At 65.5% G+C, this 26,606-nt stretch carries 26 protein-coding genes; 14 read left to right on the top strand and 12 right to left on the bottom strand.

The features are described 5' to 3' along the window. Positions 1 to 197: 197 nt before the first annotated feature. Positions 198 to 1,094 (top strand): DMT family transporter, encoded by an 897-nt coding sequence (locus tag AC0QTX_RS07780; protein WP_474603252.1) that lies wholly within the window; start codon positions 198 to 200, stop codon positions 1,092 to 1,094. Positions 1,095 to 1,148: 54 nt separating this feature from the next. Then, on the top strand, positions 1,149 to 1,646 hold the full coding sequence (locus AC0QTX_RS07775) for an MmcB family DNA repair protein (RefSeq protein WP_474603251.1): 498 nt from the start codon (positions 1,149 to 1,151) through the stop codon (positions 1,644 to 1,646). A gap of 7 nt (positions 1,647 to 1,653) precedes the next feature. Here AC0QTX_RS07775 and AC0QTX_RS07770 read toward each other — a convergent pair whose 3' ends face one another. Both AC0QTX_RS07770 and AC0QTX_RS07765 read right to left on the bottom strand, forming a co-directional pair. Beyond that, entirely contained in the window at positions 1,654 to 2,211 is a 558-nt protein-coding gene (locus tag AC0QTX_RS07770; RefSeq protein WP_152568916.1) for an ActR/PrrA/RegA family redox response regulator transcription factor, read from the bottom strand. Between the two features lie 80 nt (positions 2,212 to 2,291). After that, positions 2,292 to 3,647: an ActS/PrrB/RegB family redox-sensitive histidine kinase gene (locus AC0QTX_RS07765; protein WP_474603385.1), complete on the bottom strand. Its 1,356-nt coding sequence runs from the start codon at positions 3,645 to 3,647 to the stop codon at positions 2,292 to 2,294. 249 nt (positions 3,648 to 3,896) lie between these two features. Between AC0QTX_RS07765 and AC0QTX_RS07760 the strand changes: the two genes are divergently transcribed. The 3 genes from AC0QTX_RS07760 to AC0QTX_RS07750 all read left to right on the top strand — a co-directional run bounded on the left by AC0QTX_RS07760 (position 3,897) and on the right by AC0QTX_RS07750 (position 7,570). After that, a complete protein-coding gene (locus AC0QTX_RS07760; RefSeq protein ID WP_474603250.1) occupies positions 3,897 to 5,159 on the top strand; it encodes a polyhydroxyalkanoate depolymerase in 1,263 nt (420 codons plus the stop codon). Positions 5,160 to 5,235: 76 nt separating this feature from the next. Further along, positions 5,236 to 5,979, top strand: a complete 744-nt coding sequence (locus AC0QTX_RS07755) for a M48 family metallopeptidase (protein WP_474603249.1) — start codon at positions 5,236 to 5,238, stop codon at positions 5,977 to 5,979. A 391-nt stretch (positions 5,980 to 6,370) separates the two neighbouring features. Further along, positions 6,371 to 7,570 carry a multidrug effflux MFS transporter gene (locus tag AC0QTX_RS07750; protein WP_474603248.1) on the top strand — a complete coding sequence of 400 codons (1,200 nt, stop codon included), beginning with the start codon at positions 6,371 to 6,373 and terminating at the stop codon, positions 7,568 to 7,570. Here AC0QTX_RS07750 and AC0QTX_RS07745 read toward each other — a convergent pair. Together AC0QTX_RS07745 and AC0QTX_RS07740 are read right to left on the bottom strand one after the other, a co-directional pair. Beyond that, on the bottom strand, positions 7,555 to 7,902 hold the full coding sequence (locus tag AC0QTX_RS07745) for a DUF1330 domain-containing protein (RefSeq protein ID WP_474603247.1): 348 nt from the start codon (positions 7,900 to 7,902) through the stop codon (positions 7,555 to 7,557). The two genes, AC0QTX_RS07750 and AC0QTX_RS07745, sit on opposite strands and share 16 nt — an antisense overlap. A 268-nt stretch (positions 7,903 to 8,170) precedes the next feature. Continuing rightward, positions 8,171 to 10,288, bottom strand: a complete 2,118-nt coding sequence (locus tag AC0QTX_RS07740) for a transglycosylase domain-containing protein (RefSeq protein ID WP_474603246.1) — start codon at positions 10,286 to 10,288, stop codon at positions 8,171 to 8,173. 147 nt (positions 10,289 to 10,435) lie between these two features. Between AC0QTX_RS07740 and AC0QTX_RS07735 the strand changes: the two genes are divergently transcribed. After that, complete coding sequence (locus AC0QTX_RS07735) at positions 10,436 to 11,677, top strand: cation:proton antiporter (RefSeq protein ID WP_474603245.1); 1,242 nt, start codon at positions 10,436 to 10,438, stop codon at positions 11,675 to 11,677. A 27-nt stretch (positions 11,678 to 11,704) separates the two neighbouring features. Here AC0QTX_RS07735 and AC0QTX_RS07730 read toward each other — a convergent pair whose 3' ends face one another. The 3 genes from AC0QTX_RS07730 to AC0QTX_RS07720 form a co-directional block, all read right to left on the bottom strand. Beyond that, positions 11,705 to 12,001 carry a DUF4242 domain-containing protein gene (locus AC0QTX_RS07730; protein ID WP_474603244.1) on the bottom strand — a complete coding sequence of 99 codons (297 nt, stop codon included), beginning with the start codon at positions 11,999 to 12,001 and terminating at the stop codon, positions 11,705 to 11,707. A 121-nt stretch (positions 12,002 to 12,122) separates the two neighbouring features. Continuing rightward, complete coding sequence (locus tag AC0QTX_RS07725; RefSeq protein ID WP_474603243.1) at positions 12,123 to 13,562, bottom strand: UdgX family uracil-DNA binding protein; 1,440 nt, start codon at positions 13,560 to 13,562, stop codon at positions 12,123 to 12,125. Positions 13,563 to 13,689: 127 nt separating this feature from the next. Further along, positions 13,690 to 14,904, bottom strand: a complete 1,215-nt coding sequence (locus AC0QTX_RS07720) for a putative DNA modification/repair radical SAM protein (protein ID WP_474603242.1) — start codon at positions 14,902 to 14,904, stop codon at positions 13,690 to 13,692. Positions 14,905 to 15,441: 537 nt separating this feature from the next. Between AC0QTX_RS07720 and AC0QTX_RS07715 the strand changes: the two genes are divergently transcribed. Genes AC0QTX_RS07715 through AC0QTX_RS07705 form a run of 3 tightly spaced genes read left to right on the top strand, consistent with a single transcriptional unit; the run spans position 15,442 to position 18,317 of the window. Then, complete coding sequence (locus tag AC0QTX_RS07715; protein WP_474603241.1) at positions 15,442 to 15,987, top strand: TRAP transporter small permease; 546 nt, start codon at positions 15,442 to 15,444, stop codon at positions 15,985 to 15,987. Positions 15,988 to 15,993: 6 nt separating this feature from the next. Continuing rightward, positions 15,994 to 17,301: a TRAP transporter large permease gene (locus tag AC0QTX_RS07710; RefSeq protein ID WP_474603240.1), complete on the top strand. Its 1,308-nt coding sequence runs from the start codon at positions 15,994 to 15,996 to the stop codon at positions 17,299 to 17,301. Between the two features lie 32 nt (positions 17,302 to 17,333). After that, a complete protein-coding gene (locus AC0QTX_RS07705) occupies positions 17,334 to 18,317 on the top strand; it encodes a TRAP transporter substrate-binding protein (protein WP_474603239.1) in 984 nt (327 codons plus the stop codon). A 228-nt stretch (positions 18,318 to 18,545) separates the two neighbouring features. Here AC0QTX_RS07705 and AC0QTX_RS07700 read toward each other — a convergent pair whose 3' ends face one another. Next, a complete protein-coding gene (locus tag AC0QTX_RS07700; protein WP_474603238.1) occupies positions 18,546 to 18,968 on the bottom strand; it encodes an OsmC family protein in 423 nt (140 codons plus the stop codon). Between the two features lie 91 nt (positions 18,969 to 19,059). On the opposite strand from AC0QTX_RS07700, the gene AC0QTX_RS07695 reads away from it, so the two are divergent. From AC0QTX_RS07695 to AC0QTX_RS07675, 5 genes are all read left to right on the top strand, one after another. Next, on the top strand, positions 19,060 to 19,701 hold the full coding sequence (locus AC0QTX_RS07695) for a DUF1345 domain-containing protein (RefSeq protein ID WP_474603237.1): 642 nt from the start codon (positions 19,060 to 19,062) through the stop codon (positions 19,699 to 19,701). Positions 19,702 to 19,859: 158 nt separating this feature from the next. Next, complete coding sequence (locus AC0QTX_RS07690; RefSeq protein WP_474603236.1) at positions 19,860 to 21,152, top strand: glycosyltransferase family 2 protein; 1,293 nt, start codon at positions 19,860 to 19,862, stop codon at positions 21,150 to 21,152. Positions 21,153 to 21,162: 10 nt separating this feature from the next. Further along, positions 21,163 to 22,218 carry an HlyD family secretion protein gene (locus tag AC0QTX_RS07685; protein WP_474603235.1) on the top strand — a complete coding sequence of 352 codons (1,056 nt, stop codon included), beginning with the start codon at positions 21,163 to 21,165 and terminating at the stop codon, positions 22,216 to 22,218. 9 nt (positions 22,219 to 22,227) lie between these two features. Then, the gene (locus AC0QTX_RS07680; protein WP_474603234.1) at positions 22,228 to 22,488 is read left to right on the top strand and encodes a TackOD1 domain-containing metal-binding protein; all 261 of its coding nucleotides are present in this window, start codon (positions 22,228 to 22,230) and stop codon (positions 22,486 to 22,488) included. A gap of 22 nt (positions 22,489 to 22,510) precedes the next feature. Next, the gene (locus AC0QTX_RS07675; RefSeq protein ID WP_474603233.1) at positions 22,511 to 23,044 is read left to right on the top strand and encodes a GNAT family N-acetyltransferase; all 534 of its coding nucleotides are present in this window, start codon (positions 22,511 to 22,513) and stop codon (positions 23,042 to 23,044) included. Positions 23,045 to 23,062: 18 nt separating this feature from the next. Here AC0QTX_RS07675 and AC0QTX_RS07670 read toward each other — a convergent pair whose 3' ends face one another. The 4 genes from AC0QTX_RS07670 to AC0QTX_RS07655 all read right to left on the bottom strand — a co-directional run bounded on the left by AC0QTX_RS07670 (position 23,063) and on the right by AC0QTX_RS07655 (position 26,448). Beyond that, a complete protein-coding gene (locus AC0QTX_RS07670; protein WP_474603232.1) occupies positions 23,063 to 23,653 on the bottom strand; it encodes a DUF2239 family protein in 591 nt (196 codons plus the stop codon). 88 nt (positions 23,654 to 23,741) lie between these two features. Next, positions 23,742 to 24,293 (bottom strand): regulatory protein RecX, encoded by a 552-nt coding sequence (locus AC0QTX_RS07665; RefSeq protein WP_474603231.1) that lies wholly within the window; start codon positions 24,291 to 24,293, stop codon positions 23,742 to 23,744. After that, on the bottom strand, positions 24,290 to 25,042 hold the full coding sequence (locus tag AC0QTX_RS07660) for a phosphatase PAP2 family protein (RefSeq protein WP_474603230.1): 753 nt from the start codon (positions 25,040 to 25,042) through the stop codon (positions 24,290 to 24,292). Before AC0QTX_RS07660 ends, AC0QTX_RS07665 begins: the two co-directional genes overlap by 4 nt. A gap of 215 nt (positions 25,043 to 25,257) precedes the next feature. Further along, positions 25,258 to 26,448, bottom strand: coding sequence for a winged helix-turn-helix domain-containing protein (locus tag AC0QTX_RS07655; RefSeq protein WP_474603229.1), 1,191 nt, complete (start codon positions 26,446 to 26,448; stop codon positions 25,258 to 25,260). Positions 26,449 to 26,606 lie beyond the last annotated feature (158 nt).

The raw sequence follows: 26,606 nt of genomic DNA, 5'->3' as shown, positions 1-26,606 counted from the left end.
CGATCGGTTCCTGAACGGCCCTGCGGCGTGAGGAACCACGTCTCGGGCGAAGCGTGGAATGAATCCGCTTCGGACGGCGCTGGTCGAGGCCCGGGAAACGTCGCGCGGTCGGAAAAGGCGGTTCCATCGCCTGCCGGCATGCCAGCCCCTCGCTTCCGGCATTTGCAACCCTCCGCACTGCCGAGCTATGCAACACCATGGCCCTTCGCGATCTCTTCCTGATGTTTCTCGTCTGCTTCCTGTGGGCGGCCCATACCATCGTCAGCAAGATCGTCGTCTCAGGGATGGAGATCCCGCCCCTGTTCTACGCGGCCGTGCGCTTCGGCATCGTGGCCGTGCTCGCCCTGCCCTGGCTGCTGCCGGCGCCGCGCCCGCGATGGCGCATCCTTCTGGTCGGATTCCTGATGGGCGGCGGCGGCTTCGCCCTGTTCTTCCTCGGCATCAGGACGGCCAGTCCCTCCAGCGCCGCGATCGTCAGCCAGCTCGGCCTGCCGATCACCACGCTTCTCTCCGTCGCCATGCTGGGGGAGAAGATCTACTGGAGGCGGGGCCTGGGCATTGCGCTCACCTTCGTCGGCGGCGTGCTGGTGATGTGGGACCCCAACGCCGGGTTTCCGCTCTCGGGCGGGCTCGTCCTGATCCTGGCCTCCGCCGCGGTCGGATCGCTTGCCGCCGTGATGATGAAGCAGATCGTCGGCGTGAAGCCGCTTCAGTTCCAGGCCTGGATCGGGCTGGCGTCGGTGGCGCCCATGATCCTCCTGACGACGTCGCTGGAGACCGGTCAGGTGGACAAGGCGATGGCGGCCGGCTGGGGCTTCGTGGCGGCGCTTCTGTTTTCCGCCCTCGTCGTGTCCCTGCTGGCGCATACGATCTATTATGGCCTGATCGGGAAATATCCCGCCAACATGATCGCCCCCCTGACCATCATGAACCCGCTGCTGACGGTGGCCCTGGGCATTCTCGTGACCGGGGACCAGTTCGACGGGCGAATGGCCCTGGGAACGGGGCTCGCCTTGTGCGGCGTCCTGATCATCGCGCTCCGGCGCAACCACGTCATGCCGCTGGCGTCGGTGCTGTGGGGCCGCTTTCGATAGAAACGCGACAATGGAGCCGTTGCAGCCGAACGGTCAGTGGGTACCCTACGCGGCATGTCCGATTCGTCCGCAGCCCTCTCCCGCCCCATCATCCTGCCCGCCGACGGGCGCCAGTCGCCGGTGGCGGCCGGCGTTCAGCGCGGCGTGCGGCGCCTGTTCTCGCAGCTCGGCCATGTCACGCTGCCGGAGTTCACCCTCGCCAACGGCCGGCGCGCCGATCTCATCGCGCTCGCACCCGACGGGGCGCTTACCATCATCGAGATCAAGTCGAGCGTGGCCGATTTCCGGGCCGACCGGAAATGGCCCGATTACGAGGATTTCTGCGACCGGTTCTACTTCGCGGTGCCGGAGACCGTGCCCTTCGACATCCTTCCCGAGGATCGCGGCCTGATCATCGCCGACAGCTTCGGCGCGGCGATCCTGCGCGAGGCGTCCCGTCACCCGCTGGCGGGCGCGCGCCGCAAGGCCGTGACCCTGCGCTTTGCGCACGCGGCCGCATCCCTGCTGCACGCGCTGGCCGATCCCGACAGGATCGCGGACGGACGGCTCTGAAAGCAGGTTAGCGAGGCGCGCGCTTGGCCAGGATGCGCTGCAGGGTCCGGCGGTGCATGTTGAGGCGCCGCGCCGTCTCCGAGACGTTGCGGCCGCACAGTTCGTAGACGCGCTGGATGTGCTCCCAGCGCACCCGGTCGGCCGACATGGGGTTTTCCGGAGGCAGGGCCCGTTCGCCCGGCTGGGCCATGAGGGCCGCGTGGATCTCGTCCGCATCGGCGGGCTTCGCGAGATAATCGAAGGCGCCCATCTTCACCGCCGTGACGGCGGTGGCGATGTTGCCGTAGCCGGTGAGAACGACGCCGCGGGCGTCCGGGCGGCGGTGCTTCAGGCGCTCGATCACGTCGAGCCCATTGCCGTCGCCGAGGCGCATGTCGATCACGGCAAAGGCCGGCGGTTCGTTCTCAACGGCCGCAATGCCGTCCGCCACGCTCTCGGCCACGCGCACCTGGTAGCCGCGGCCTTCCATGGCGCGGGCCAGACGGGTCGAGAACGGCCGGTCGTCGTCGACGATCAAGAGACTCTTGTCGGCGCGATCTTCGAATGCGGCAGGCGCATCGGCCATCAGAATATCTCCTTGCATCCTAAGGACTTTCCCTATGAGGCGAGCCTCTCCGGCTCCCTTCTCATATGGGAATTCATCCCCTAATCTTTGAGAGGCTCCAGCGAACCTCCCTGCGGCGAAATTGCCGCACCTCGTTCAAACGCCTGACGCGGCCAAACGATCCGCGCGATGGCGCCCGAGGCCGGCGGGGCGGCGTTCGTCAGGGTCAGTTCGGCCCCCGATCGCTCGACCAGGGTCTTGGCGATGAACAACCCCAAGCCCAGTCCTCCACCCTCCTCGCTGTCCTCGCTCCGCTCGGCAGCGCTGCGGGTGGTGACGTAGGGCTCGCCGACCCTGAGCAGGATATCGGGCGCGTAGCCGGGGCCGTCATCCCGGATCTCGATGAAAACCTCGTGAGGCGACCAGCAGGCTTCGATCGTGACCTGGCTCTCGGCAAAGTCCGTGGCGTTGTCGAGGATGTTGGACAAGCCGTAGACCACCCCCGGATTGCGGCGACACATGGGCTCGGGTCCGTCGCCTTTGGTGATCACCTTCACGTCGAAGCCGACCGCCCGCTGCGGCTCGACGATATCCTCCACCAGATGACTGAGCGAGACGGTCTCCAGGAACTCTCCCCCGTCTTCCTCGTCCATGGAGGTGAGCTTCGTCAGGATCGTGCGGCAGCGCTCCACCTGCTCCTGCAGGAGCCTCAGGTCATCGCCCACAGGGCCGTCCTTGGGCATGGCATGGCTCAGCTCCTTGGTGACCAGCGCGATGGTGGCCAGCGGCGTTCCGAGCTCGTGGGCCGCGGCGGCCGCCAGACCGTCGAGCTGGGACAGGTGCTGCTCGCGGGCGAGCACCAGCTCGGTGGCGGCAAGGGCCTGGGCGAGCTGGCGGGCCTCCTCGGCCACGCGCCAGGCATAGATGCCCGTGAACGCCGTGCCGAGCAGGATCGCGGTCCAGATCCCCGTCACATAGAGGAAAGGCAGGGAGAAGGTCTGCCCCGGGAACCAGGGCAGGGGCCGGTGCGCGAGCACCAGAAAGGTCGCGCAGCCCACGGCCAGGAGGCCGAGCCCCAGGGTCCGCTCGGGCGTCAGGGCCGTGGCCGAGATGAGCACGGGCGCCAGGAACAGCATGGCGAAGGGATTTTCCAGCCCCCCGGTCAGATAGAGGAGGCCGGCAAGCTGCAGGATGTCGAAGGCGAGCAGCGCCGTGGCCACGTTGTCGCTGAGCCGGTGACTTGCCGGGTACTGGATGCGCAGCAGCAGGTTGACCCAGACCGAGGCGACGATCACCAGAAGGCACAGGGCAAAGGGCAGGGGGAAGCCGAGGCCGAAGCGGACCCCGATCACCGCCGCGGACTGCCCGGCAACGGCGAGCCACCGGAGACGCACAAGGGTGTCCAGGCGCAGGTGCCGGGCGTGGTGCGTCAGGTTCTTCGGTTCGATTCTGAACATCATCGAACAGAATAGGGCCGCCCCCCTGTTCGCCAAGCCGAAGCCTTCAGCCTATTTTCCTATCAACGACTTGGAAAGCACCATGCAATCCTCAGGCAACCCTCTGAAACCAAAGTATGGTGACGGTTTTTGCAGTGGATCGACAAGTTTGTTGCAATAGGCTGAAGGAACTTTAATCTTAAAATTACGGTTGAGGATAAAGCCTACCGCATTGGGTGAGAACCAGGCACCCGGCCTTTGGGGACACAGATGAACTTTTCTTATGTTTGGTACGATACTGCGCACTGGCTTTTGAGCCCCGCCCGTGCGGCCTCCGATATGACGAAGCATTTCTTTGACAATCCTGGCAATCCGCTCACCAATACCCCCTATGGCCGGACCGTGTCCGCCGCCTGCGAGCTGTTCGAACGCACCACCCGCCGTTACGGCAAGCCCGCCTTCGACCTGCCCACCACCGTGATCGACGGGGCCAAGGTGGCGGTTACGGAACGGATCGTGTGGGAGCACGCGTTCTGCCGCATCATCTCCTTCGAGCGGGACCATCCTGCCGCCAGGAGCCAGCCGAAGCTCCTGATCGTGGCGCCCATGTCCGGCCACTACGCCACGCTCCTGCGCGGCACCGTGGAGACTTTCCTGCCAACCCATCAGGTGATGATCACGGACTGGATCGATGCCCGGATGGTGCCCCTGGCCGAGGGGCGGTTCGATCTCGACGACTACATCGACTACATCAAAGCCCTGTGCCGGGAGTTCGGCCCGGACCTGCACCTGATGGCCGTGTGCCAGCCGGCGGTTCCGGTCATCGCAGCGGTCGCGCGCCTTGAGGCCGAGAACGATCCCTGCATCCCCCGCTCCATGACCCTCATGGGCGGCCCCATCGACACCCGCCGCTCCCCCACGGCCGTGAACCGGCTGGCCGAGGAGCGCGGGATCGAGTGGTTCGAGCGCCACTGCATCACCAAGGTGCCCCCGTCCCATCCGGGCTTCTGGCGCGACGTCTATCCGGGGTTCCAGCAGCTCTCCGGCTTCATGGCCATGAACATCGACCGGCACCTGACCGCCCATTGGGACATGTTCAACCATCTCGTGGAAGGCGACGGCGATTCGGCCGAGAAGCACCGGGAGTTCTATGACGAATATCTGGCCGTCATGGACCTGACGGCCGAATTCTATCTCCAGACCGTCGAGAAGGTCTTCGTGAACCACGAGCTGCCCAAGGGCGAGATGATGCACCGGGACCAGCCGGTGGATCTGATGTCCATCCGGCGCTGCGCCATCATGGCGGTCGAAGGCGAGCGGGACGACATTTCGGGCGTCGGCCAGACCTTGGCTGCCCTGGAACTGACCCCGAACCTGTCGTCCGACAAGAAACTCTATCACCTGCAGGCCGGGGTCGGTCACTATGGCGTCTTCAACGGTTCTCGGTTCCGGTCTCAGATCGCTCCTCGAATCGCTGAATTCATTGAGAATCACGCTCGAGAGCCAGCCCGAAAGAAGGCGTCAAGGGGCTGAGCCTGTTCTTGATACGTTCCTAGGAGCGGCAAACGGCTGCGCTGACAGAATCAGCGTGACAGGACAGATTGCGGACATGAAATCCGCCCTGTTCCGCCGCGTCCCTGCGGACCCGCCACATCTCAAGGTTCTGCACGAGGGCCAAGCCTTCAAGGTGGCCCTCAAGCGCCGTCCCACGGCCAAACGGATCACGCTGCGCGTCTCCAACGCGACCGGCGAGGTCGTGCTCTCGATCCCCGAGCGCACCGACGTGGGCTTGGCTCAGAAATTCGCCGACAGCCACAGCCAGTGGATCGCCAACCGCCTCGCCAGGGTGCCGGAGCGGGTGATCTTCGAGCCCGGCGCGCTGGTGCCCCTTCGCGGCGTTCCCCATCGCATCGTCCACTGGACGTCCCTGCGCGGCGTGACGCAGGCGGGCCGCGGCAGCGCCGGCGAGCCGATCATCGCCGTGACCGGCGAGGCCGTCCATGTGGCCCGCCGGGTGCGGGACTTCCTCGAATCCGAGGCCAAGAAGGACTTCACCGCCGCCGTGAGGAAGCATACGGCCCAGCTCGGCGTCGCGGCCAAGCGCATCACCGTGCGCGACACCAAGAGCCGCTGGGGCTCCTGCTCGGCCAACGGGGCCCTCAACTTCTCCTGGCGCCTGATCATGGCCCCGCCCTTCGTGCTGGATTACCTCGCCGCCCACGAGGTGGCGCACCTGCGCGAACTCAACCATTCGCAGCGCTTCTGGAAGATCACGCACCAGCTCTGCCCGCGCACGGACGAGGCGGAGGCCTGGCTCAAGACCTACGGCAGCGCCCTGCACCGGATCGGGTGACCGACCTGTCATCCCCGGCGGTCCGTCAGGACCGGGAAGGGGATCCATGATCACGCTCAACGCTATGGATTCCCTTCCCCTCCGATGGCTTCGCCATCTCGGCCGGGAATGACACCTACTCCGTCATGGCCGGGCTCGCCCCAGCCATCCACGTCTTTCTTGGCCCTTCCTCATCCTGAGGAGCAGCGCAGCTGCGTCTCGAAGGATCGTCCAGTGCTCTCCGGAGCCTCCTTCGAGACGGTCGCTCCGCGACCTCCTTAGGATGAGGGCCGAGGGAGCGAGATGGAGTGGAGGGGCGAGGCCGGTGGTGACGAGAGAGGCGTCTTAACGAGTGACAGGTCCTCCGTTTCGGCTTAGTCGGGACCTTCCATCATCCCTGCGTCCCAAGAACATGCTCAAGCCCGACACCCTGGCCCTTACCGTCGTCCTGGCGCTGCTCACCGCTTTGGGGCCGCTCTCGACGGACATGTACCTGCCCTCGCTCCCTGTGATCGCGGCGGAGCTTGGCGCGACCACGGGCCAGACGCAGCTCACGCTCTCGGCCTTCCTCCTCGGCTTCGCGGCCGGCCAGTTCTTCTATGGGCCGATTTCCGACCGGGTCGGAAGGAAGCCCGTGCTGCTCTTCGGGCTCGGGCTTTTTACCCTGGCCAGCATCGTCTGCGCCTTTGCGCCCAATATCGAAACCCTGATCGGCGCGCGCTTCCTTCAGTCGCTCGGCGCATCGGGACCCATCGTGCTCGGGCGCGCCATCGTGCGCGACTTCTACGAGGGGCCGCGGGCGGGGCGCGAACTGTCGCGGATGGGCACCATCATGGGCGTGGTGCCGGCCGCAGCACCCATTCTCGGCGGCGTCATCGAACGGTTCAGCGGATGGCGGGTGACCTTCGGCGTAACGATCCTGTTCGGCATCGCCATGGCGGTCGTCATCGGCCTGCGCATGCCCGAGAGCATTCGCCGGAAATCGGAGGTGCCGATCTCCTTCGGGTCGATCCTGCGCGGCTTCAAGCTGCTGCTGGGACACAAGGGCTACCGGACCTATGTGGGCCTTTCCATGCTCACCTATGGCGGGCTCTTCGCCTTCATCTCCGGCTCGTCCTTCGTGCTGCAGACGATCTACGGCCTGGATGAGATGTCCTACGCCTTTTCCTTCACCTTCGTGGTGGTGGGCTTCATCAGCGGCACATATCTCGCGCAGCATCTGGTGGGCCGGCGCGGCCTCGACGGCACGATCCAACTCGGCGTGGCCTGCCTCGCGGTGGGCGGCGTGACCATGCTGACGCTCGTGCTCCTCGACGTGCCGTCCTCGTTCAGCATCAGCGCCCCCATGGCGATCTACGGCATCGGCGTCGGCCTCACCATGCCGCAATCCATGGCCTCGGCCCTGATGCCCTTCCCGGAGCGGGCCGGCGCGGCCTCATCCCTGCTTGGCATCTGCCAGATGACCTTTGCGGCCGTCGTGGGCATTCTGCTCGGGAGAAACCTCGACGCGTCCGCGATCCCGCTCCCCGCCACCATCGCCACGACCGGCGTGCTGGCGCTCGTGCTTTTCCTGATGACGGGGCGGGCGAGAGGCCATCAGCCCAGGGGCTGATCCGCCGGGATTCCGGCGAGGACGTCAGTCGCCTTGTGATCGGCGTCGACGCCCTCGATGAAGAACACGTCCCCGCGCGAGTTCCTGGTGCGCAGGGGCAGGATCCGGCGGTAGGCGGGAGATTCGTACCATGCGTGGGCGCTCCTCCTGTCCGGAAACGCGATCACGATCAGGTCTCCCGTCCAGGCCCCTTCCATCACCGTCACCTGTCCTCCGTGAATGATGAACCGCCCGCCGAACGGCGCGAGTGTATCGTCGATGCGCCTGAGATATTCGACGATGTCGGGGCCGACATTCACGTCGTGCAGATGACCGATGGCATAGGTGGACATGGCAGGCTCCTTCTCGCGTGATGAGCCGAGCATGCCGTGCGGAGAGAGGGCTGGCGATTACGTGCGGGGTAATGCTCTGTGAGTTCTTTGAGCGCACCTGCTGTCATTCCGGGGCGAGCGTGAGCGAGAGCCCGGAATCCATAACCGCTAATGGTGCAAGCAGAGGCGCAACGCTCCTCATTCTTTTCTGAAGCGTCGTGTTTATGGATTCCGGGCTCCGCTTGCGCGGCCCCGGAATGACAGTGTCAGAGTTAACGGTGATAGCGCCTTAAAGCCCGAACAGCTTCTCGAAGAAGTTCTTCTCGCGGCTGGCGCGCCGCTGGGGTGCAGGCGCGACCCAGCTGCCCTCGCCATCCGCATTGGCGTAGCGTGGGCCCCCAGTACCGGCGACGGGAACGTCCGACGGCGTCCGCATGCGCTCGAGGCCGGGCAGCGGGACCGGCTGCTGGTCTTTGAGGGCAATCGTCATGAAGTTGTGCCAGACTTCCGTCGGCAGGTTGCCGCCGGTCACCCGCTTGGTGAGCGCGCCGTCGTCGTTGCCGAGCCAGACGCCGGCCACGAGATTGCCGGTGAATCCCACGAACCAGGCATCCTTGTAGTCGTCGGTGGTGCCGGTCTTGCCCGCCATCGGCCAGCCGGGCACCTGCGCCTTCTGGGCGGTGCCGATGACGAAGGTGTTGTGCATCATGTCGTTCATCTGGGCCACGACGCCCGGATCGATCACGCGCCCGAGGCCGCCCGATCCCGGGCGCTTGTAGATGAGCTTCCCGTCGGTGGTCTTCACCTGGGTGATCACGTAAGGCGTCACGCCGATGCCGCCATTGGCGAAGGCCGCGTAGGCGCTCACCAGTTCCAGGGGCGTCACCTCGGAGGTGCCCAGCGCCAGCGAGCCGTTGGCCTGAAGCGGCGAGGAGATGCCGAGCCGCTGCGCCGTCTGCACCACGGCCTTGGGGCCCACCTCCATGTTGAGCTTCACCGCGATGGTGTTGAGGGAGAGCGCCAGCGCATCGCGGATCGTGATCGGCCCGCGATACTTGCGGTCGTAGTTCTTGGGCGCCCATCCCTTGTAGGCGACGGGCGCGTCCTCCATCACCATGTCGGGGGTGTAGCCCCGCTCCATGGCGGCGAGATAGACGAAGGGCTTGAACGACGAGCCCGGCTGGCGGCGGGCCGCGATGGCCCGGTTGAACTGGCTCGTCTCGTAATTGCGGCCGCCGACCAGGGCCTTCACGGCTCCGTCCGGCTGCATGGCCACGACCGCCCCCTGGCTCACGTTGAACTTCTGGCCCTTGGCGTTGAGCTCCTCCACCAGCACGCGCTCGGCCGCGGATTGCAGCGCAGGCTCGACGGTGGTCGAGACCACGATGTCGGCCTCGACCGTGCCGACGAAATCGTCGAGCACGTCCATCACGTAATCGGCCGCGTAATTGGCCGATCCCGCGCCGTTCGGGCGCACGGGCTCGGCGGGCGCGCCCAAAGCCGTCTTGGTCATGCCCGGCGTGATGAAGCCGAGGTCGTTCATGGCCGCGATCACGAGTTCCGCGCGGGCCTGCGCCCGCTCCGGATAGCGGTTGGGGGCGAGCCGCGACGGCGACTGGACGAGGCCTGCCAGCACGGCGGCTTCCGACAGCGACACGCTGCGGGCCGACTTGCCGTAATAGCGCTGGGCAGCGGCCTCGACCCCGTAGGCGCCGGCACCGAAATAGACCCGGTTGAGGTAGAGTTCGAGGAGCTGGTCCTTCGAGTAGTTGCGCTCGAGCCACAGCGCCAGGATCGCCTCCTGGATCTTGCGCGAGGCGGTGCGCTCCTGGGTCAGGAAGAGGTTCTTGGCGAGCTGCTGGGTCAGCGTCGAGCCGCCCTGCAGGCCGCCGCTGTTGCTTAAGTTACGGTAGACCGCGCGGGCGATGCCGATCGGGTCGATGCCGAAATGGTCGTAGAAGCGCCGGTCTTCGATGGCAATGAACGCTTTGGGCAGGTAGGGCGGCAGTTCCTTCAGGGTCATCGTGCGCCCGCCCGTCTCGCCGCGATTGGCGAGAAACGAGCCGTCGCTCGCCAGGATGGCGATGTTCGGCGGACGCTTGGGCACGGCAAGCTGGTCGATAGGCGGAAGCTGCGAGGCGTAATAGGCGACGATGCCGCCGACGCCGATCACGCCCCAGAGGCAGAGCACGAGACCCGCATAAACGAGCTTGCTGAAGAGGGAGCGGCCGCCCCGGCGCTTGGTTTTCTTGGGGCCCGAAGGCCTACCGCCGCCTTGTCCAGAAGCTCGCCTGCGCGCCATCGTTCCCCCTGCCCGATCCTCGGGCGAGAGGTTAAAATCCAGCTCCCCCGCTTGCCCAGCGGGCGCATCGAACACCGGCTCGCGCCGGTCACGTCCGTTCGCCACGTGTGATCAACCCCGCATTGTCATGGCCAGTGGGTTCCGGCCTTTGATGCTCTGGAGCACCCTAAATGTGGCGGTTTAAGGGGCGGTTAACTGGGATTAACCCCTTCCTGTCCGGAACTGCCGAGTCTGGCCCGCGTTCGCTGCCTTATGAACGCTTACATCGTCGTGCTGGCAGGGTTCGGGGTGGTGGTCCTTCTGACCGCCTGGCTTCCCATGGTCCTGAAGGAACTGCCCCTGTCGCTGCCGATCTTCTGCGTCGGCCTGGGGGCGCTCATCTTCGCTTTTCCCAAGCTTCCGGGCGTGATGCCCCACCCCAACGAGGAACTCGCCCTCGTGGAGCACTTGAGCGAGTTCGTCGTCATCATCTCGCTCATGGGCGCGGGCCTGAAGATCGACCGGCCCTTCGGCTGGAACCGGTGGCGGCTTACCTGGAGGCTTCTCGGCATTGCCATGCCGCTCACGATCTTCGGCCTCGCCTGGCTCGGCACCAGCCTTCTCGGCCTGAGCCTCGCCGCCGCCGTGCTTCTCGCCGGAGCGCTCGCCCCGACGGATCCGGTGCTCGCCAGCGACGTGCAGGTGGGGCCGCCGGGCGACAGCGAGGAGGACGAGGTGCGCTTCACGCTCACCTCGGAGGCAGGCCTCAATGACGGCCTCGCCTTTCCCTTCATCCTGCTCGCGATTGCCCTGACGCACGAGGTGAGCCTCACGAGCGTGGCGGAATGGTTTGCCTATGCGGTCGTCTGGAAGATCGCTGCCGGCATCGGCATGGGCTACGCAATCGGGCGGGCGCTCGGCTGGCTGACCTTTCACCTGCCGAACCGGGCCAAGCTCTCCCGTACCGGCGCCGGGTTCGTGGCGCTCGGCATCACCTGCGTCGCTTATGGCTTGACCGAGATGGTCAGGGGCTACGGCTTCCTTGCGGTGTTCGTCGCGGCGCTGGCGCTGCGCGCCACGGAACCGGGGCACGACTATCACCAGAAGCTGCACGACTTCGCCGAGGAACTCGAGCGCCTCATGATGATGGTGCTTCTCGTCCTGCTCGGCGGGGCCATGACGGGCGGACACCTGTTCGACGCCCTCACATGGCAGGCTGCTGTCTTCGGCCTGCTGGCCCTGTTCGTGGTGCGGCCCCTCGCCGGGTGGATCGGATTGATCGGAACCGATCCGCCGCCGGGCGAGAAGGCGGCGATCAGTTTCTTCGGGATCCGTGGTCTCGGCTCGGTGTACTACCTCTCCTATGCCATGAATCACGCGAAGTTCGACAATGCCCATCTTCTCTGGAGCACGACCGGATTCATCATCCTGGTGTCGATCGTCCTCCATGGCATCACGGTAACGCCCGCGATGCGGCACCTCGACCACCGCCGGAAGCTCGCTGCGAGAGCCTGAGCTCTCGCAGCATCCCCGGCGCTATGGTCACGCGTACATGGGTGCGCCATCCATCTCGGCCGTCGTAGGGTTTATGACCCTCTGAACCTTGGAAACGCTGTTCGCCGGAAATCCGGCCTTTTGGGCATGTTCGCGGATCATGTCCTCGTTCGGCGCCCGGTACACGCAGTAAATCTTGTCGTCGGTGACGTAGCTGTGAACCCATTGGATGTCGGGCCCGAGCTCACGCAGGACATTGCATGAAGTCTGCGAAGCCTGCTGCATGTCTGCAGCAGATGAATTGCCGACACCTGGCATGTTTCGCTCGATCACGAATTCTGGCATGGCCTGTTCGCCGGTTGCCCGGCGCCTCCCTCTGCCGAACCAAAGCGGCTCCGGCGTCGGTCAGGGTCTGCTCTTGTGGAAGGCGTGGCAACTCCCCCAGAGGGGTAAGCCGCGCCCCTGCCTATTCCGCCGCAAGCGGCAGCTCGCCGGTCTCCAGATCGGCCTGAGCGAGATCGCGAATGCGGCGCAAGTCGTTCAGAAACGCCTCGTAGGCCTCGCGCTTCGTCGCCTCGTCCGGCAGGCGCAGCAGATAGCTCGGATGCACGGTGATGTAGCCCTCGTAGGGGCCGAACGTCGCCCGGCCCCGCGAGCGGGTGATCGGCGTCGCCTTGCCGGACAACGCTAGAACGGCCGTGGCGCCCAGGGCCACCACGAGCTTGGGCCGCACCAGCTCCAGCTCCTTCATCAGCCAGGGCCGGTAGTGCTTCACCTCGCCGGTGGTGGGCTTGGAATGGATGCGCCGGTGGCCGCGCTGCTCGAACTTGAAATGCTTCACCGCATTGGTCAGATAGGCCTTCCCGCGATCGATCCCGGCCTCTCCCATGGCCTTGGTGAGAAGCCTGCCCGCGGGACCGACGAAGGGCCGCCCCTGCAGGTCCTCCTGATCGCCCGGCTGCTCGCCGACGAAGACGATCTCCGCGTGCTGGGGCCCTTCGCCGAAGACGGCCTGCGTGGCGCCGGGCACAAGAGGTCCTGCCTTCGCGATGATGGCGTTGAGTTCTTCCAGGGTTTTCGGTTCTTGGTCCCACATGGCTTCAATGGCGCGTTCAGGCGTGCGTTTGGCGGGCATGGTCGCCTCCTGTTCGATCATCCGTTCAACGCGCTGGGCGGCGCTTTGGATCAGGCCCGGGATGGCGGCGGTCTCGGGCATGTTGCGCCAGTACTTTTTGGGCATCTCAGCCCGCATGGCCGTGGGGTTCACTCGCGCCGGGTTGAACACGCTCTCGTAATAGCCGCGCCAGCCCTCCTCGAAGCTGTCCTCATCAGGCGCATCCTCGCGCTGCGCGGATGGACCGAAGGTCAGATCATGCCGGTTCCAGCGCATGGAACCCACTGGGGTGAGAATGGTCCAGTCGAGGGAGCGGAAGCGGTCGACGAAGAACGGGGCCGCCGCTTCGAGAATGAAATGCTCCGGCTCGAACCAGGCGGCGAAGCGCTCAAGCTCTCCCTGCATCCGGCGGAAGCGCACGAAGGCGTGCATCTTGTGCAGGTCGCGCCGCACGGAGCGTGCCATCAGGTCGATGCGGTGGACCAGCGGGTCGCTTGCGACCTCCAGAAGATCGCGCTCGCCGTTCAGCACGCGCCAGACGAGGCTGTAGAGGAGAGCGTAGCGCTCGGGATCCCGATGGCAGACTACCTGCTCGATCAGCCGCGACACGCCCTTCGGAAGCGGGACCGGCGCCGCGTCAGCGACCGTCCCGTCGCCGAAGAGGCCCGGCGCATCGTCGATGGCGAACACCACATGCTGGGGCGCCAGCTCCTCGGCGATCAGCCAGCGCACCGCCCGGCGGAAGTTCTGCAGATCCGCGCCGGCTTTGAGAATGATGCGGTGGAGGCTCATGGGTGTTCTCCGGTGTCATTCCCGGCCGGAGCGCAGCGGAGGGGAAGGGAACCCATGGCTCGGCGCGTGCGAGTGAATCCCCTTCCCGGTCCTGCGGACCGCCGGGGATGACACGTTGCATTTCTGCTCATACGAACAAGCTCAGCTGCTCCGGCTTCTCGATCAGCCGTTCGCGCAGGTCGAGCTTGTCGAGCCTGGCCTTCGGGTGATGGTCGGCCGTGATGAGGAACGGCTTGGCGCGCTTGAGGCCGGAGGTGAGGCGGGCCACATCCTCCAGGCGCAACGAGGTGTGCTTTCGCGCCACCACGATCTTGTCGACCGCGCGGGCCCCAAGGCCGGGCACGCGCAGCAGCATCTCCCGATCGGCACGGTTCACGTCGACCGGGAAGCGATGGCGGTTCTTGAGCGCCCAGGCGAGCTTCGGGTCGACGTCGAGATCGAGCATGCCCTTCTCGGCCGATGACGCGATCTCGTCCACGTCGAAGCCGTAATAGCGCAGCAGCCAATCCGCCTGGTAGAGCCGGTTCTCGCGCATCAGCGGCGGCGACTTCAGGGGCAGGATGGCGCTCGAATCCGGGATCGGGCTGAAGGCGGAATAATACACGCGCTTCATGGCGTAGTGGCCGTAGAGCTTGGCCGAGGTGCGCAGCACGTCCGCGTCCGTGGTCTCGTCGGCACCCACGATCATCTGCGTGGTTTGGCCGGCCGGCGAGAAGTGGCGGCGTTCCTCCCGCGCCTCCTCGATACGCTCGAACATCTGGGCCATGGCGGTCTCGATGGAGGCGCCGTCCTTCTCCGGCGCCAAGCGCTCCAGGCTCTGCTCCGTCGGCAGCTCGAGATTGATCGACAGCCGGTCGGCCCAAAGCCCCGCTTCCTCGATGAGCCAGGGGCTCGCCTCGGGGATCGTCTTCAGGTGGATGTAGCCGCGAAAGCCGTGATCCCGGCGCAGCTTCTTCGCCACCAGGATCATCTGCTCCATGGTGTAATCGGGCGAGCGGATGATGCCTGAGGACAGGAACAGGCCCTCGATATAGTTGCGCTTGTAGAACTCGACCGTGAGCGTCACCACCTCGTCGACGGAGAACTTGGCCCTCTTCACGTTGGACGAGCGCCGGTTCACGCAATAGGCGCAGTCGAACAGGCAGTAGTTGGTGAGCAGGATTTTCAAGAGCGACACGCAGCGCCCGTCCGGCGTGTAGGCGTGGCAGATCCCGGTCCCCACCGTCGAGCCGAGGCCATCGGGGTCCGATTTGCGCTTGGGCGCCCCCGAGGAGGAGCAGGAGGCGTCATATTTGGCCGCGTCCGCCAGGATGCGCAGCTTCTTCGAAAGCTTCTCGTCCATCGGTCTTCCGCAGAGTTGTTCGTGTTTTGTTCTAGCATGAAGATAGGGTGCTGGCGAGGGTTCGAGGAGAGGGCCGGAGGTCGCATGACGAAGATCGCGCCGCGCATCCCTCCCCCTTGCGGGGAGGGGCAGGGGTGGGGTGGTCCGACCGGGTGAGACCTTTCCGTCAAACCCACTACGTCATGGCCGGGCTTGTCCCGGCCATCCCGATACGCTGAGGCTCCGCCGGCTGGGATAATTGGGATCACCGGCACAAGGCCGGTGATGTCGTAGTCAGCTGAGGGTTGACACAGTGATCGAACGCCTCGCTCCGGCATTGCGACCCCCATCCGGCCGTTGCGCGGCTGCCCCTCCCCGCAAGGGACAGGGAAGATCGCTTCATCCGGGATGGCAGAGAATACCCCAGGATCATGGCTGCCCATGCCTTGCGCAGGAAAGACGGAAAGCTTGTGCATTCAGTCCCATTGAGGCCCTTGCCCCTGCCTGCCGTCACGTTAAGCTCTGGCTCGCGCATCGGGCGCGAAAGAAACAGGCTGCATGCTCCGTTCCGCTCTCGACGGTCTTTATCTCTTCGCCGGCTACCTCGCGGGCCTCTTCCTGATCATCATCTTTCTCCTGATGATGGGCCTCTCCCTCGGGCGAGGTGTGGGCATCAACATCCCGGCCGGTGACGACCTCGCCTCCTGGTCCATGGCCGCCATGGCGTTCCTAGGGCTGGCCCATACATTCCGCTCCGGCGAGATGATCCGGGTGGGGCTGCTCACCGATCGCGTGCAGGGGCGCACCCGCTGGATGTTGGAGATGTTCTCCCTCGTGATCGGGCTCGGCTTCGTGGGCTTCTTCGCCTGGCATGCGGTGCAGCTCACTTACGACAGCTGGCGTTTCAACGACATGGCCCAGGGCGTGCTCGCCATCCCGCTCTGGATCCCTCAGATCGGCTATGCCACCGGCCTCGTGATCCTGTTCATCGCCTTTCTCGACGAGTTCATCCACGTGCTGCGCGGCGGCGACCCGCGCTATGAGAAGCCGCCCGCCACCACGGCCGAAGAGGTGGTGGAGCGCGCGATCCAGAGCGGAGTGTAGGGCGACATGGAACTCATCGAGATTTCCGGCCTGCTTCTCCTGCTGCTGGCGGTGCTTCTCGCCGGCGGCGTGTGGATCGCCATTGCACTCATGGCCTGCGGCTGGGTCGGCATGCAGTTCGTGGGCGGCGGCATTCCGGCGGGTTCGGTGCTCGCCACCACGATCTGGGGCAATTCCGCCTCCTGGACGCTTGCCGCGCTTCCGCTCTTCATCTGGATGGGCGAGATCCTGTTCCGCACGCGTTTGTCGGAAGAAATGTTCCGCGGCCTCGCCCCCTGGCTCAACTGGCTTCCCGGGCGGCTGATGCACGTCAACGTGCTGGCCTGCGGCATCTTCGGCTCCGTCTCCGGCTCGTCGGCCGCCACCTGCGCGACAGTGGCCAAGATCGCCCTGCCGGAACTGAAGAAGCGCGGCTACGACGACATGGTGAGCCTCGGCTCGCTCGCGGGCGCGGGCACGCTCGGCATCCTCATTCCTCCCTCGATCACCATGGTGGTCTATGCGGTGGCGGCGAACGTCTCGATCATTCAGATTTTTCTGGCCGGCTTCCTGCCGGGGCTTCTCGTGATGGCGCTCTATTCCGGCTACATCGCCGTGTGGTCTCTGCTCAACCCGAAGAAGGCGCCCCCGCCTGAACCGAGCATGAGCTTTCGCGAGAAGGTGAGGGAATCGACGAACCTCATTCCCGTCGCGCTCCTGATTGCGCTCGTGTTTCTCACCCTGCTGCTCGGATGGGCCACGGCCACTGAATGCGCCGCCTGGGGCGTGCTCGGCTCCCTGGCGATTGCCTGGTGGTCTGGCTCGCTGTCGTGGGACTCGTTCTGGAAGAGCGTCATGGGCACGACGCGCATCACCTGCATGATCATGCTGATCCTGGCCGGCGCCTCCTTCATGTCGACCTCGATGGCCTATACGGGCATTCCTCAGGCGCTCGCGTCGTGGGTCGACGGCCTGAATCTTTCGCCCTACGCGCTCATCGCGGCGCTGACGATCATGTACATCCTGCTCGGCACGGCGCTCGACGGCATCTCCATGATCGTGCTCACCACGGCGGTGGTGATTCCCATGGTGAAGACCGCAGGCTTCGACCTGATCTGGTTCGGCATCTTCCTCATTCTCGTGGTCGAGATGGCGGAGGTCTCGCCGCCGGTCGGCTTCAACCTCTTCGTGCTCCAGACCATGTCGGGCAAGGATTCCAACACGGTGGCCCTGGCCTCGCTGCCGTTCTTCTTCCTGCTCGTCGTGGCGGTTGCGATCATCACGGTGTTTCCGAGCATCGTCATGCTGCTGCCGCAGATGGCCTTTCCGGATTAAGCTCGTTTACAAAGCAAAAGGGAGACAGACCGATGAAACACATGACGCGCTTCACGTTGAGCCTCGCCGGAGTGCTGCTGATGGCAGCACCCGCGCTGGCGCAGACAAAGTGGAACCTGCCCGCCGCCTATCCGCCGGACAACTTCCACACAGAGAACCTGAACGCCTTCTCCAAGGACGTGGCGGACGCCACCGGAGGCAAGCTGCAGATCACGGTCCACGGCAACGCCTCGCTCTTCAAGGCACCGGAGATCAAGCGCGCGGTGCAGACCGGCCAGGCTCAGGCCGGCGAGGTGCTGATGTCGCTGCACGAGAACGAGGACCCGGTCTACGGCCTCGACGTGGTGCCCTTCCTGGCCACCTCGTTCGACCAGGCGAAGAAGCTCCTGGACGTGCAGCGTCCGGCGCTCGAGAAGAAGCTGTCGAGTCAGGGCCTGATGCTTCTCTTTGCGGTGCCGTGGCCGCCGCAAGGGATCTTCGCCAAGAAGGACATCAACACCGTCGAGGATCTGAAGGGCGTGAAGTGGCGCTCCTACAATCCCGGCACAGCGCGCATCGCGGAGATCGTCGGCGCGCAGCCGGTGACGGTGCAGGCGGCCGACCTGCCTCAGGCGCTCGCCACCGGCGTGGTCAACACCTTCATGACGTCGGGTGCGACCGGCTACGACTCGAAGGTATGGGAGTCGCTCACGCACTTCTACGACACGCAGGCCTGGATTCCGAAGAACATCACCTTCGTCAACAAGGCCGCTTTCGACGCTCTCGACAAGCCGACCCAGGAGGCCGTGCTGAAGGCCGCCAAGACCGCCGAGGAGCGGGGCTGGAAGACGGCTCAGGAAAAGACCAAGTGGTACGTGGAGCAGATGACCGCAAAGGGCATGAAGGTGCAGCCTCCAGGGCCTGAGCTGAAGGCAGGCCTCCTGAAGGTCGGCGAGCAGCTCACGGCGGATTGGCTGAAGAAGGCCGGCCCCGATGGACAGGCCATCGTCGACGCCTACAAGAAGGCCGGGTCGTAGGTCCGAAAGACGCGCCGTGTCATTCCCGGGAGGACGCGTCAGCGGAGGGGAAGGGAATCCATAGCGCTGATCGTAAATGTGGATCCCCTTCCCGGTACTGCGGACCGCCGGGGATGCCACCCACCACGTTATGGCCGGGCTCGTCCCGGCCATCTCGCTTTTGTGGAGCGCCGCGCCTCATGCAATCGAGATCACCGGCACAAAGCCGGTGATGACGGCACTTGGAGCTCAAGCCAGCGTGAAGTCCATGGTGATCTCGGCGTTGAGCACCTTCGACACGGGGCAGTTTTTCTCGGCCGCACGGGCGAGCTCCTCGAACTTGGCGCGGTCGATGCCCGGCACGCTGGCGTTGAGCGTCAGGGCCGATTTCTTGATCGTGAAGCCGCTGCCTTCCTGTTCGAGGGAGACCACCGCCTCCGTGGCGAGCTCCGTCGGCGTGAAGCCGGCGCCCTGAAGCTGGAAGGCGAGCGCCATGGTGAAGCAGCCCGCGTGCGCCGCGGCGATCAGCTCTTCCGGGTTTGTGCCCTTCTCGTTCTCGAAGCGGGTTTTGAACGAATAGGGCGTCGAGGACAGCACGCCGGAATCGGCGGTGAGATGGCCGGTGCCCTCCTTGCCCGTGCCCTGCCAGACGGCTCTTGCCTTGCGGTTCATCCTGATCTCCTTTTTTAGTGACGCTGGGTCATCTAGAACAGGGAGCGATAGGCTCCAGAGGCCGACTGCCATTTGCCTGAAGAGGTGAGCGATGATGCATCTCAAGGCCCGCCTGCGTTCACGGCTTCTCGGCTCGGCTTTCGCGGCATGTCTGGTCTTTGCCGTGCTGCCGGTGTCCTGGCTGGTGAATTCGCGCCTGCTCGTCGCCTGGGACATCGGCGTCGTCTGCTATCTGGGTCTCGCCTGGGCTATGGCCTTGCGCTCCTCCACCGCCGAAATGCAGGAGCGGGCGGCGCAGGAGGACGAGAGCGCCATCGTGGTGCTCGCGCTGACGCTGGGGGCCTCCGTCGCAAGTCTTGCCGCCATCGCCGTGGAGCTCGCCGGCATCCGGGGTGATCCGAGCGGGCAGCAGACCTTTCGTCTCGGGATCGCCGCCGTCACCATCCTCTGCTCATGGTTCTTCGTGCATACGATCTACGCCATTCATTACGCACACGAGTATTACGGCGACGGGGGCGAACGACGGGGTCTCGCCTTCCCGCATGAAGGTCGGCCCGATTACTGGGATTTCCTGTATTTTTCGTTCAATCTCGGCGCCGCGGCGCAGACCTCGGACGTGGTGATCGTCTCACGGCGCATGCGCCGCCTTGCTCTCGCCCACACGATCCTGTCCTTCCTCTTCAACACCACCATCCTGGCGCTTGCGGTCAATGCAGGTGCCGGTTTGCTGTAGCGCTGTAAGGACGATCTCCTCGCTTTCCGATGGGTATGGAGCCCACCACCTCCCATTCTGTCGAAACATTATGTCATAACAATTCCAGGCTCCGTGAATTTGTCTACAGCCTACGAAACGAACCGGCTTCCGGACAGCGGGGCAGACACACGGCCGGCATGGCGCCGGCCGGCAGCATCAACCAGAAGCGGGCTTTCCTATTGAACGACATGTTCCTGCTGGTGGGTCAGGCGGACTGGGTTCTGCTGGCGCTCGCCGTCTTCGTTCTCGACATTCCCCGCTATACGATTTCTCTCGTTTCGCTCGTCCTCATGCAACGGCTGCGGAGGCCTGCGGCCCTCGAGGCCAGGGCAGGCGTGACGGTCAGCGTCATCCTTCCTGCTTTCAACGGCGGTACGGGTCTTCTTCAGTCCCTCGCATCCCTCCACGGACAGACGCTCAAGCCCCTGGAGATCATCGTGGTGGACGACGGCTCCACCGACGAGACGCTCGCGATGGCGGAACAGGCCCGTGCCGCAGGCCTCGTCCACATGGTCATCCATCACGGCACACGCTGCGGGCGAAGTCCCGCGGTGAATGCAGGCGCCCGCTATGCCCGCGGCGACCTGATCCTGGCCATGGATCCCGATACCGTTTTTGCACCCACGACGCTGGCCCGGCTTGCTGCCGCGTTCCGCGACCCCCACGTGGCCGCAGCCTGCTGCAATCTCGGGGTCAGCAACGAGGACGCTTCGCTCAGCACGGCCCTGCAGGGCATCGAATACCTGATGTCGATCAGCGCCGGGAAATCGTTCCTCAGCCTGATCAACGCGATCTCCTGCTGTTCCGGCGCTTGCTCCATGTATCGGCGCGACATCTTCGTGCAGCGCGGCGGGCTCGATCCCGGTCCGGGCGAGGATCTCGAGATGACCCTGCGCCTGCGGCGCTACGGCTACCGCGTGCGCTTCGTGCCCGATGCATGGGCCGAAACAGCGGTGCCGGACAATCCTGTCAGTCTCATTCGCCAGCGCCAGCGCTGGGACAGGGACGCCCTGCGCATCAGGCTCATCGAATACCGTGAAATGGAAATCTTCAAGCCGGAGAGCTTGTCGGACACGCTGCAGCGTCTCGACTTCATCGTCTTCGATCTCGTGCCGACTCTCTCGTTTCCTTTCTACCTCGTCTACTGCACGCTGCTCTTCGGGCCGCAGACCCTGCTGTTCCTCACGGCCGTCTACCTGTTCCTGCTCGGCTTCGCGCTGTTCAACATCGCGCTCGCCAGCCTGCTGTTTGGCCGCTCCCTGAGCCTCTTCAGTCTCGCAGCCGCCCTGGTCTTCCCGCTCTATCAGGGCGTCGCGATGAAGGTGGCGCGCTTCATGGCGTTCTCGTCCGAGATCCTGTTCTCCGCCTCGCACGACGACGACTACGTTCCGCCTCGCGTGCGGCGAGCCGTGACCGGTCGGCGTGCCTGAAGGATCCTGCATGAACATTCAGCTTCGCCGCCTCGATCCCAACGTGCCCGATCCCGTCGAAAGCCGCCGCTCGGCGACAGGGCGCCTCGTGCGCCTGATCTATGCCGTGGGCGTGATCGGCGTGCTGGGTTTCTTCGTGCTTCGATTCAGCATGCCGCTCGTTTTCTTGGGCGGTCCCGGAATCGTATCGGCTCCGCGCGAGATCGTCTCGCTGCCCTATATCGTCCAGGTTCAGAAGATGGATGTGACCCCGGGCGCCAAGGTCGAGGCCGGCGCGCCGATTGCCCTCGTGCGCTCCCCGCAGTTCGCCGAAACCCTGTCGAACCTCACGCGCGCCCTCGCGGATGTGACCAGCCGCGAGGCGGAGCTGCGCGTCAAGGCACGCCTCGCCCGCGACTCCCTCGGTTCCGCCCGCTCGCGCCTGCGCGTGGCCGACGAGAGCCTGCGCCGTCTCGAGAAGATCGCCAACACCGAAAGCGCCAGTCTCGCCTACCGCACGACGGTCTATCGGGAGCGGGCCGAGGCCGTGCAGAACGTGGTGGAACTCGAAGCCGCGGCCGAGGAAGCCTCGACCCAGCTGTTGCGTCTCGCGCAGACCCGCGCGCAGATCCAGAGCCAGCTGGAGCGCGCCGAGCGGGAATTCGACGGGGGCCGCGTGCTCTCGCCCGTGACAGGCATCGTGGCGACCCATCCGGCCCGGGCCGGCGAGACCGTCCTGGCAGGATCGTCGATTGCGGAGATCTTCCACGATGGCGATGTCTATATCGACTGGTACATCCCGGACTTCCGCCTCGTCGATCCGCAGCCCGGCTACAGGGTTGTCGTCGGGATCGGACGAACCAGGGCTCTCGGGACCATCAGCGAGATCCTGCCGATCTCCGATACGTTCGAGAGCCGCCGCAGCTCGATTTTGCGGGAGCCGCAAAGGGGCCAGGTGGCGCGCATCCGGCTCGATCCGGATGTCAGCCCGCCTGCTCTCAATTCGAGCGTCAGCGTCTACATGTACTACACGAACGTAGCGAGCCGCATCGCGGAAGCGATCATCCGCTTTTTCGATCTCGGCTGAGGGGCGCCAATGCAGCCCGGCGCCACACATGTCTCATGTCCGGTCTGCCGGACCAAGGACGTCGCGATTCATGCGATCGTCCACCACCTGATCTGTGCCTATGTGGGGCCGGACTACGACTTCGAACACGGAGAGAGCTACCGCTGCCCGAAATGCCTGAGGGCCCTTCGCGACCATGACGCCTCTGCGGAGATCACCGGTACAGGCGCACGCTGCAGGCTATGCGGAACGGAATTCGTGGTGCTTGATTGCGCTACCCAGGACACGTGATTCGAATCCATCAGATACAACCATGCAGCCTATTCTCTCGTCATCCATCCCGGTCCTTGAGACCGAGCGTCTCACCCTTCGTGGGCACCGGCTCGACGACTTTGCCGATAGCCTCGCCCTCTGGACCGACCCGGAGGTGACGCGCTTCATCAGCGGTAAGCCTTCCACCCGGGAAGAGGCTTGGTCGCGACTGCTGCGCTATGTCGGTCACTGGACCCTGCTCGGCTTCGGCTACTGGGTTGTCGTGGAGAAGGAAACCGACCGCTTCTTGGGCGAACTCGGGTTTGTCGATCTCCGGCGCGAGATTGAGCCGTCCCTCGAAGGCATCCCGGAGATCGGCTGGGTGATTGCGCCTCATGCCCACGGAAAAGGCTACGCGACGGAAGCCGCGCGCGCCGCCATCGCGTGGGGCGACGGGCATTTCAGCTCCAGGCGCACGGCCTGCATCATCGCTCCTGAGAACGAGCCGTCCATCCGCGTGGCGGAGAAATGCGGCTACCGGGAGTTCTGCCGCACAGCCTACAAGGACAAGCCGACGATCATGTTCGTGCGTTAGGAACAGGCTGCGCTCACCTCACGGCTTCGAGGCCTCGTGTGCAAAGGCGGCACCGGCCAGCCGCCCGGCATGCTCCCGCAGATCCCTGGGCCATAGCCGGATCAGTGCCTCGAACAGCTTCCGATCCCCGGCAAAGAGCGCGCGCGAGGCTTCTTCGAAGCCCGCTTCGTCCCCGGCGAGCGTCGACATGAACCGATAGAGCGTCTCTTTGGCCTGCCGCGTGCGGTCCTTGGACTCGTTGCTGCGCCGGGCCTCCTCGACCAGCTTGCGCAGGGCGACGGAGGCGCCGCCCGGCTGGGCGCTGAGCCATTCCCAGTGCCGCGGGAGCAGCGTCACCTCGCGCGCCACGACGCCGAGCCTGGGGCGACCCGGACCCCGCGGCTCCGGGCTTTCGCCGGCGGAGCGCTCCAGCCGCTTCACCACATCGTCAGCCGTTCCGCGGAAATCGACTTCGACGACGCGGCAGGTCTCGTCGTCCAGGATCAGGAGGCCTGCTCCCTCATCCTGGTCGAGAAAGGCCTTGGCCTTCGCCGCGACGGTGGCGAGATCGCCCGTCGCGACCCGGTGCGTCCCCGCGAAAGCCGTATAGGTTCTGTGTTCATCGGCCATGATCGATCCCCTGCCAACATCCCATCCGGCAGGATTTTACCCGGGTTAAATACCTTCGTCAATTTCATCCGGATAAAATATATGGGGCTTAGGGACCCCCGTGCTCCTCATCCCGCTCGCCCTCGATGATTCTCCGTGCCACGCCGAACCGGAAACCGGCCCGGGCCATGGCGGCCAGGTCCTTGTCGCGATAGGGCGCGCGCTCGCCGGGCCGGAACGGCCCCAGCTTGCGACGGCGGGCGAAGGCGCGGGCCGCCTGCTCCTCGTCACCTTCCTCTCCCTCCAGGGCCGCCGCGATGGTGTTGCGGTCGACGCCCTTGGCGGAGAGCTTCGCCTGGATGGCCCGTGCCGAGCCGCCCCGCCGGCGCAACGTCGCCACGCGGGCTTCCGCATAGCGGGTGTCGTCGATGAGGCCGATTTTCAGGCTTTTCGCCACCACCTCGTCGATCATGTCGTGGAACTCGGCCGGGTCCTCGCCGCGCAGACGGCAGCGTTTGTCGACCTTGCGGCGCAGGACGCGGCGCAGGTTCTCGGCCGAGGAGGCATAGCGTTCGAGATAAGACATGGCGGCCCGCTGCAGGTAGGCCGCCGTCACCTTGCGCGGCGTCTTGCGGACAGGTTTGCCGGCCTCGTCCGTCATTCGGTCTTGGCGTCGGATGAGCGTGAGGTTTCGCCCGGCCTTTCCACCTGGCCGCGCCGCTGCAGCTGCAGGGCCACGAACCAGCACAGGGCCGCCCAGGCTGCGCCCACCGACCAGCCGGCGACTACGTCGCTCGGCCAGTGGACCCCGAGATAGACGCGGCTCAAGCCGACCAGCACGGTCATGATGATGGCAAGCCCCATGATGAAGGCGCTCGCCCGCCGGCTCTTTTCCACACGGGCGAGGAGAGCGCCGAGCGTCAGATAGGTGATGGCCGACATCATGGCATGGCCGCTGGGGAAACTTGCGGTGTAGATCCGGGTGGCATGGGGCACCAGATCAGGCCGGGGCCGCTCGAATCCCATCTTGAGGCCGGTGGAGATCAGCGTGCCGCCGACGATGGCGACGATCACCAGCAGCGCTGCGCCCTGCCTCCGGGTCATGAGCAGATAGGCCCATGTGGCGAGCGTAATGATCGACAGGATGGCGTAGCCCCCAAGCCCCGTGATGTCCCTGGCCGATTCCTCGAGCCAGGAGGGTCCGAGGGGATTGGCCGGATTCTGCGGATCGCGGAGCGCCAGCAGGAGCTCGCTGTCGAGCGCATGGGTCTCGCCCTCCCGCACCTCGCCGGCGAGTTCGATGAAGGCCCAGGCGAAGAAGCCGCAGGCGGAGAGCGACAGCAGCGGGCCGATTTCGTTGAGCCGCAGGCGGAACCACAGGCGGGCGGCGGGGGTGAGAAGCGTCTTCATGGCCTGATGACATAGGAGAAGAGGGGCGTCTGACGAGGGGCTTAGGTTCTCTACGGACGTCATCACCGGCCTTGTGCCGGTGATCTCGATTGTCTGAGGCACAGCACTTTTCATGATCGGGATCGCTGGGACTGATCCCCGGATCAAGTCCGGGGACGGCCATGACGCGATGTGTATCATTCTTGGCGGTCGAAGGCTGGGCTCGCTCGCTGCTGTCAAACCTGGAGCCGCTTTTGCCACTCCTTCGGCGCGGTGATGGAGCCGAGATTGAGCCACTCGGCCATGAGACGCAACTCGTCCCCCAGGGCGGGGGCGATCTCCTCCAGGACAACTGAGGCTTCCGGGTGAACCGAGTGGACGATGAGATTGCCCGCCGCCCGATCGGCCTTCAGATCGACGCGGGCGACGATCCTCTCGCCCAGCACGAAGGGCAGGCAGTAATAGCCGAACTCCCGCTTCTCGGCCGGGGTATAGATCTCGATCCGGTAGCGGAAGTCGAACAGCCGCTCCGTGCGCGTGCGCTCCCAGACGATGGGGTCGAAGGGCGACACGAGCGCCCGCGCCTCGACCCGGCGCGGGATCTTGGCCTGCGGATCGAGATAGACCGGGCCCCAGCCCTCGACGGTGACGGGGATGAGGTCGCCCGCCTCCACCAGTTCGGGAATGCGCGCCTTGGCGTCCTGCGCCTCCAGTCGGAAATAATCGCGCAGGCAGCGTTCGGAGGCGATGCCGAGCGCCCGGATGGACAGCCGCAGGAGCTCCCGCTGCGCCTCCTCAGTCGAGGGTGTCGGGACATTCAGGATCTCCGAGGGCAGCACACGCTCCGGCAGGTCGTAGATGCGCTCGAAGCCGCGCCGCGTCGCGGTGGTGACCTTGCCTGCCCAGAACAGCCATTCCAGCGCCCGCTTGCCGTCGCTCCAGCCCCACCAGGAGCCCTGGCCCTTGCCCCCGATCGAGAGCTCGCCCGCACCGCTCGGCCCGCGCGCCTCGATCTCGCGGCGCACCTCCTCGATGAAGGGGCGCTTCTCGCGCCCGAACCGGGCCAGGCCGCCATAGGTGCCTTCGCCCCGCGCGGCGCGCTCCATGCGCCAGCGGAAGAGCGGGTGCAGATCGAGCCGGATCAGGGAGGCCTCGTGGCCCCAGTACTCGAAGGCCTCCCGCCTCCTTGGATGGTACGCGGTCTTTTCGAGCACCCCCCGGTCGTAGGCGCCGATGCGCGAGAACAGCGGCATGTAATGGGCCCGCACCAGCACATTGACCGAATCGATCTGGAGCAGGTGCGAGCGCTGCAGCACGCGGCTCACGTGGCGCTTCGTTGCCGCCGTGGGGCGGCCCTCGTGAAAGCCCTGGGCGGCCAGGGCGATCCGCCGGGCCTGAGCGAGGGTGATTTGGGTGCGGGACGGCATGGCGCGAACAATAGAGGAACACCGCAGATCGTCGCCAGAGGCAGGACGCCAAAACAATCGGCAAAAGGCCGGAACCTGTGGACGGAGCGGCCACTTAGCTCGGTCTTGAGCCGGAACGCATACCAGCCCTGCAGGCGGAGGTTCGACACAGCCTCGGC

This window comes from Microvirga sp. jy35 (genome assembly GCF_056148915.1).
Note: the sequence above shows the minus strand (reverse complement) of the source record. Positions and strands in the feature narration are given on the sequence as shown.

Coding starts and splice junctions, on each gene's coding strand:
- AC0QTX_RS07765 (WP_474603385.1), bottom strand. CDS start 3,647: ATGTTCAGAATCGAACCGAAGAACCTGACGCACCACGCCCGGCACCTG.
- AC0QTX_RS07750 (WP_474603248.1), top strand. CDS start 6,371: ATGCTCAAGCCCGACACCCTGGCCCTTACCGTCGTCCTGGCGCTGCTC.
- AC0QTX_RS07675 (WP_474603233.1), top strand. CDS start 22,511: ATGCAGCCTATTCTCTCGTCATCCATCCCGGTCCTTGAGACCGAGCGT.
- AC0QTX_RS07690 (WP_474603236.1), top strand. CDS start 19,860: ATGGCGCCGGCCGGCAGCATCAACCAGAAGCGGGCTTTCCTATTGAAC.
- AC0QTX_RS07705 (WP_474603239.1), top strand. CDS start 17,334: ATGAAACACATGACGCGCTTCACGTTGAGCCTCGCCGGAGTGCTGCTG.
- AC0QTX_RS07685 (WP_474603235.1), top strand. CDS start 21,163: ATGAACATTCAGCTTCGCCGCCTCGATCCCAACGTGCCCGATCCCGTC.
- AC0QTX_RS07730 (WP_474603244.1), bottom strand. CDS start 12,001: ATGCCAGAATTCGTGATCGAGCGAAACATGCCAGGTGTCGGCAATTCA.
- AC0QTX_RS07760 (WP_474603250.1), top strand. CDS start 3,897: ATGAACTTTTCTTATGTTTGGTACGATACTGCGCACTGGCTTTTGAGC.
- AC0QTX_RS07710 (WP_474603240.1), top strand. CDS start 15,994: ATGGAACTCATCGAGATTTCCGGCCTGCTTCTCCTGCTGCTGGCGGTG.
- AC0QTX_RS07655 (WP_474603229.1), bottom strand. CDS start 26,448: ATGCCGTCCCGCACCCAAATCACCCTCGCTCAGGCCCGGCGGATCGCC.
- AC0QTX_RS07735 (WP_474603245.1), top strand. CDS start 10,436: ATGAACGCTTACATCGTCGTGCTGGCAGGGTTCGGGGTGGTGGTCCTT.
- AC0QTX_RS07720 (WP_474603242.1), bottom strand. CDS start 14,904: ATGGACGAGAAGCTTTCGAAGAAGCTGCGCATCCTGGCGGACGCGGCC.
- AC0QTX_RS07660 (WP_474603230.1), bottom strand. CDS start 25,042: ATGAAGACGCTTCTCACCCCCGCCGCCCGCCTGTGGTTCCGCCTGCGG.
- AC0QTX_RS07715 (WP_474603241.1), top strand. CDS start 15,442: ATGCTCCGTTCCGCTCTCGACGGTCTTTATCTCTTCGCCGGCTACCTC.
- AC0QTX_RS07680 (WP_474603234.1), top strand. CDS start 22,228: ATGCAGCCCGGCGCCACACATGTCTCATGTCCGGTCTGCCGGACCAAG.
- AC0QTX_RS07665 (WP_474603231.1), bottom strand. CDS start 24,293: ATGACGGACGAGGCCGGCAAACCTGTCCGCAAGACGCCGCGCAAGGTG.
- AC0QTX_RS07770 (WP_152568916.1), bottom strand. CDS start 2,211: ATGGCCGATGCGCCTGCCGCATTCGAAGATCGCGCCGACAAGAGTCTC.
- AC0QTX_RS07755 (WP_474603249.1), top strand. CDS start 5,236: ATGAAATCCGCCCTGTTCCGCCGCGTCCCTGCGGACCCGCCACATCTC.
- AC0QTX_RS07745 (WP_474603247.1), bottom strand. CDS start 7,902: ATGTCCACCTATGCCATCGGTCATCTGCACGACGTGAATGTCGGCCCC.
- AC0QTX_RS07695 (WP_474603237.1), top strand. CDS start 19,060: ATGATGCATCTCAAGGCCCGCCTGCGTTCACGGCTTCTCGGCTCGGCT.
- AC0QTX_RS07775 (WP_474603251.1), top strand. CDS start 1,149: ATGTCCGATTCGTCCGCAGCCCTCTCCCGCCCCATCATCCTGCCCGCC.
- AC0QTX_RS07725 (WP_474603243.1), bottom strand. CDS start 13,562: ATGAGCCTCCACCGCATCATTCTCAAAGCCGGCGCGGATCTGCAGAAC.
- AC0QTX_RS07700 (WP_474603238.1), bottom strand. CDS start 18,968: ATGAACCGCAAGGCAAGAGCCGTCTGGCAGGGCACGGGCAAGGAGGGC.
- AC0QTX_RS07780 (WP_474603252.1), top strand. CDS start 198: ATGGCCCTTCGCGATCTCTTCCTGATGTTTCTCGTCTGCTTCCTGTGG.
- AC0QTX_RS07670 (WP_474603232.1), bottom strand. CDS start 23,653: ATGGCCGATGAACACAGAACCTATACGGCTTTCGCGGGGACGCACCGG.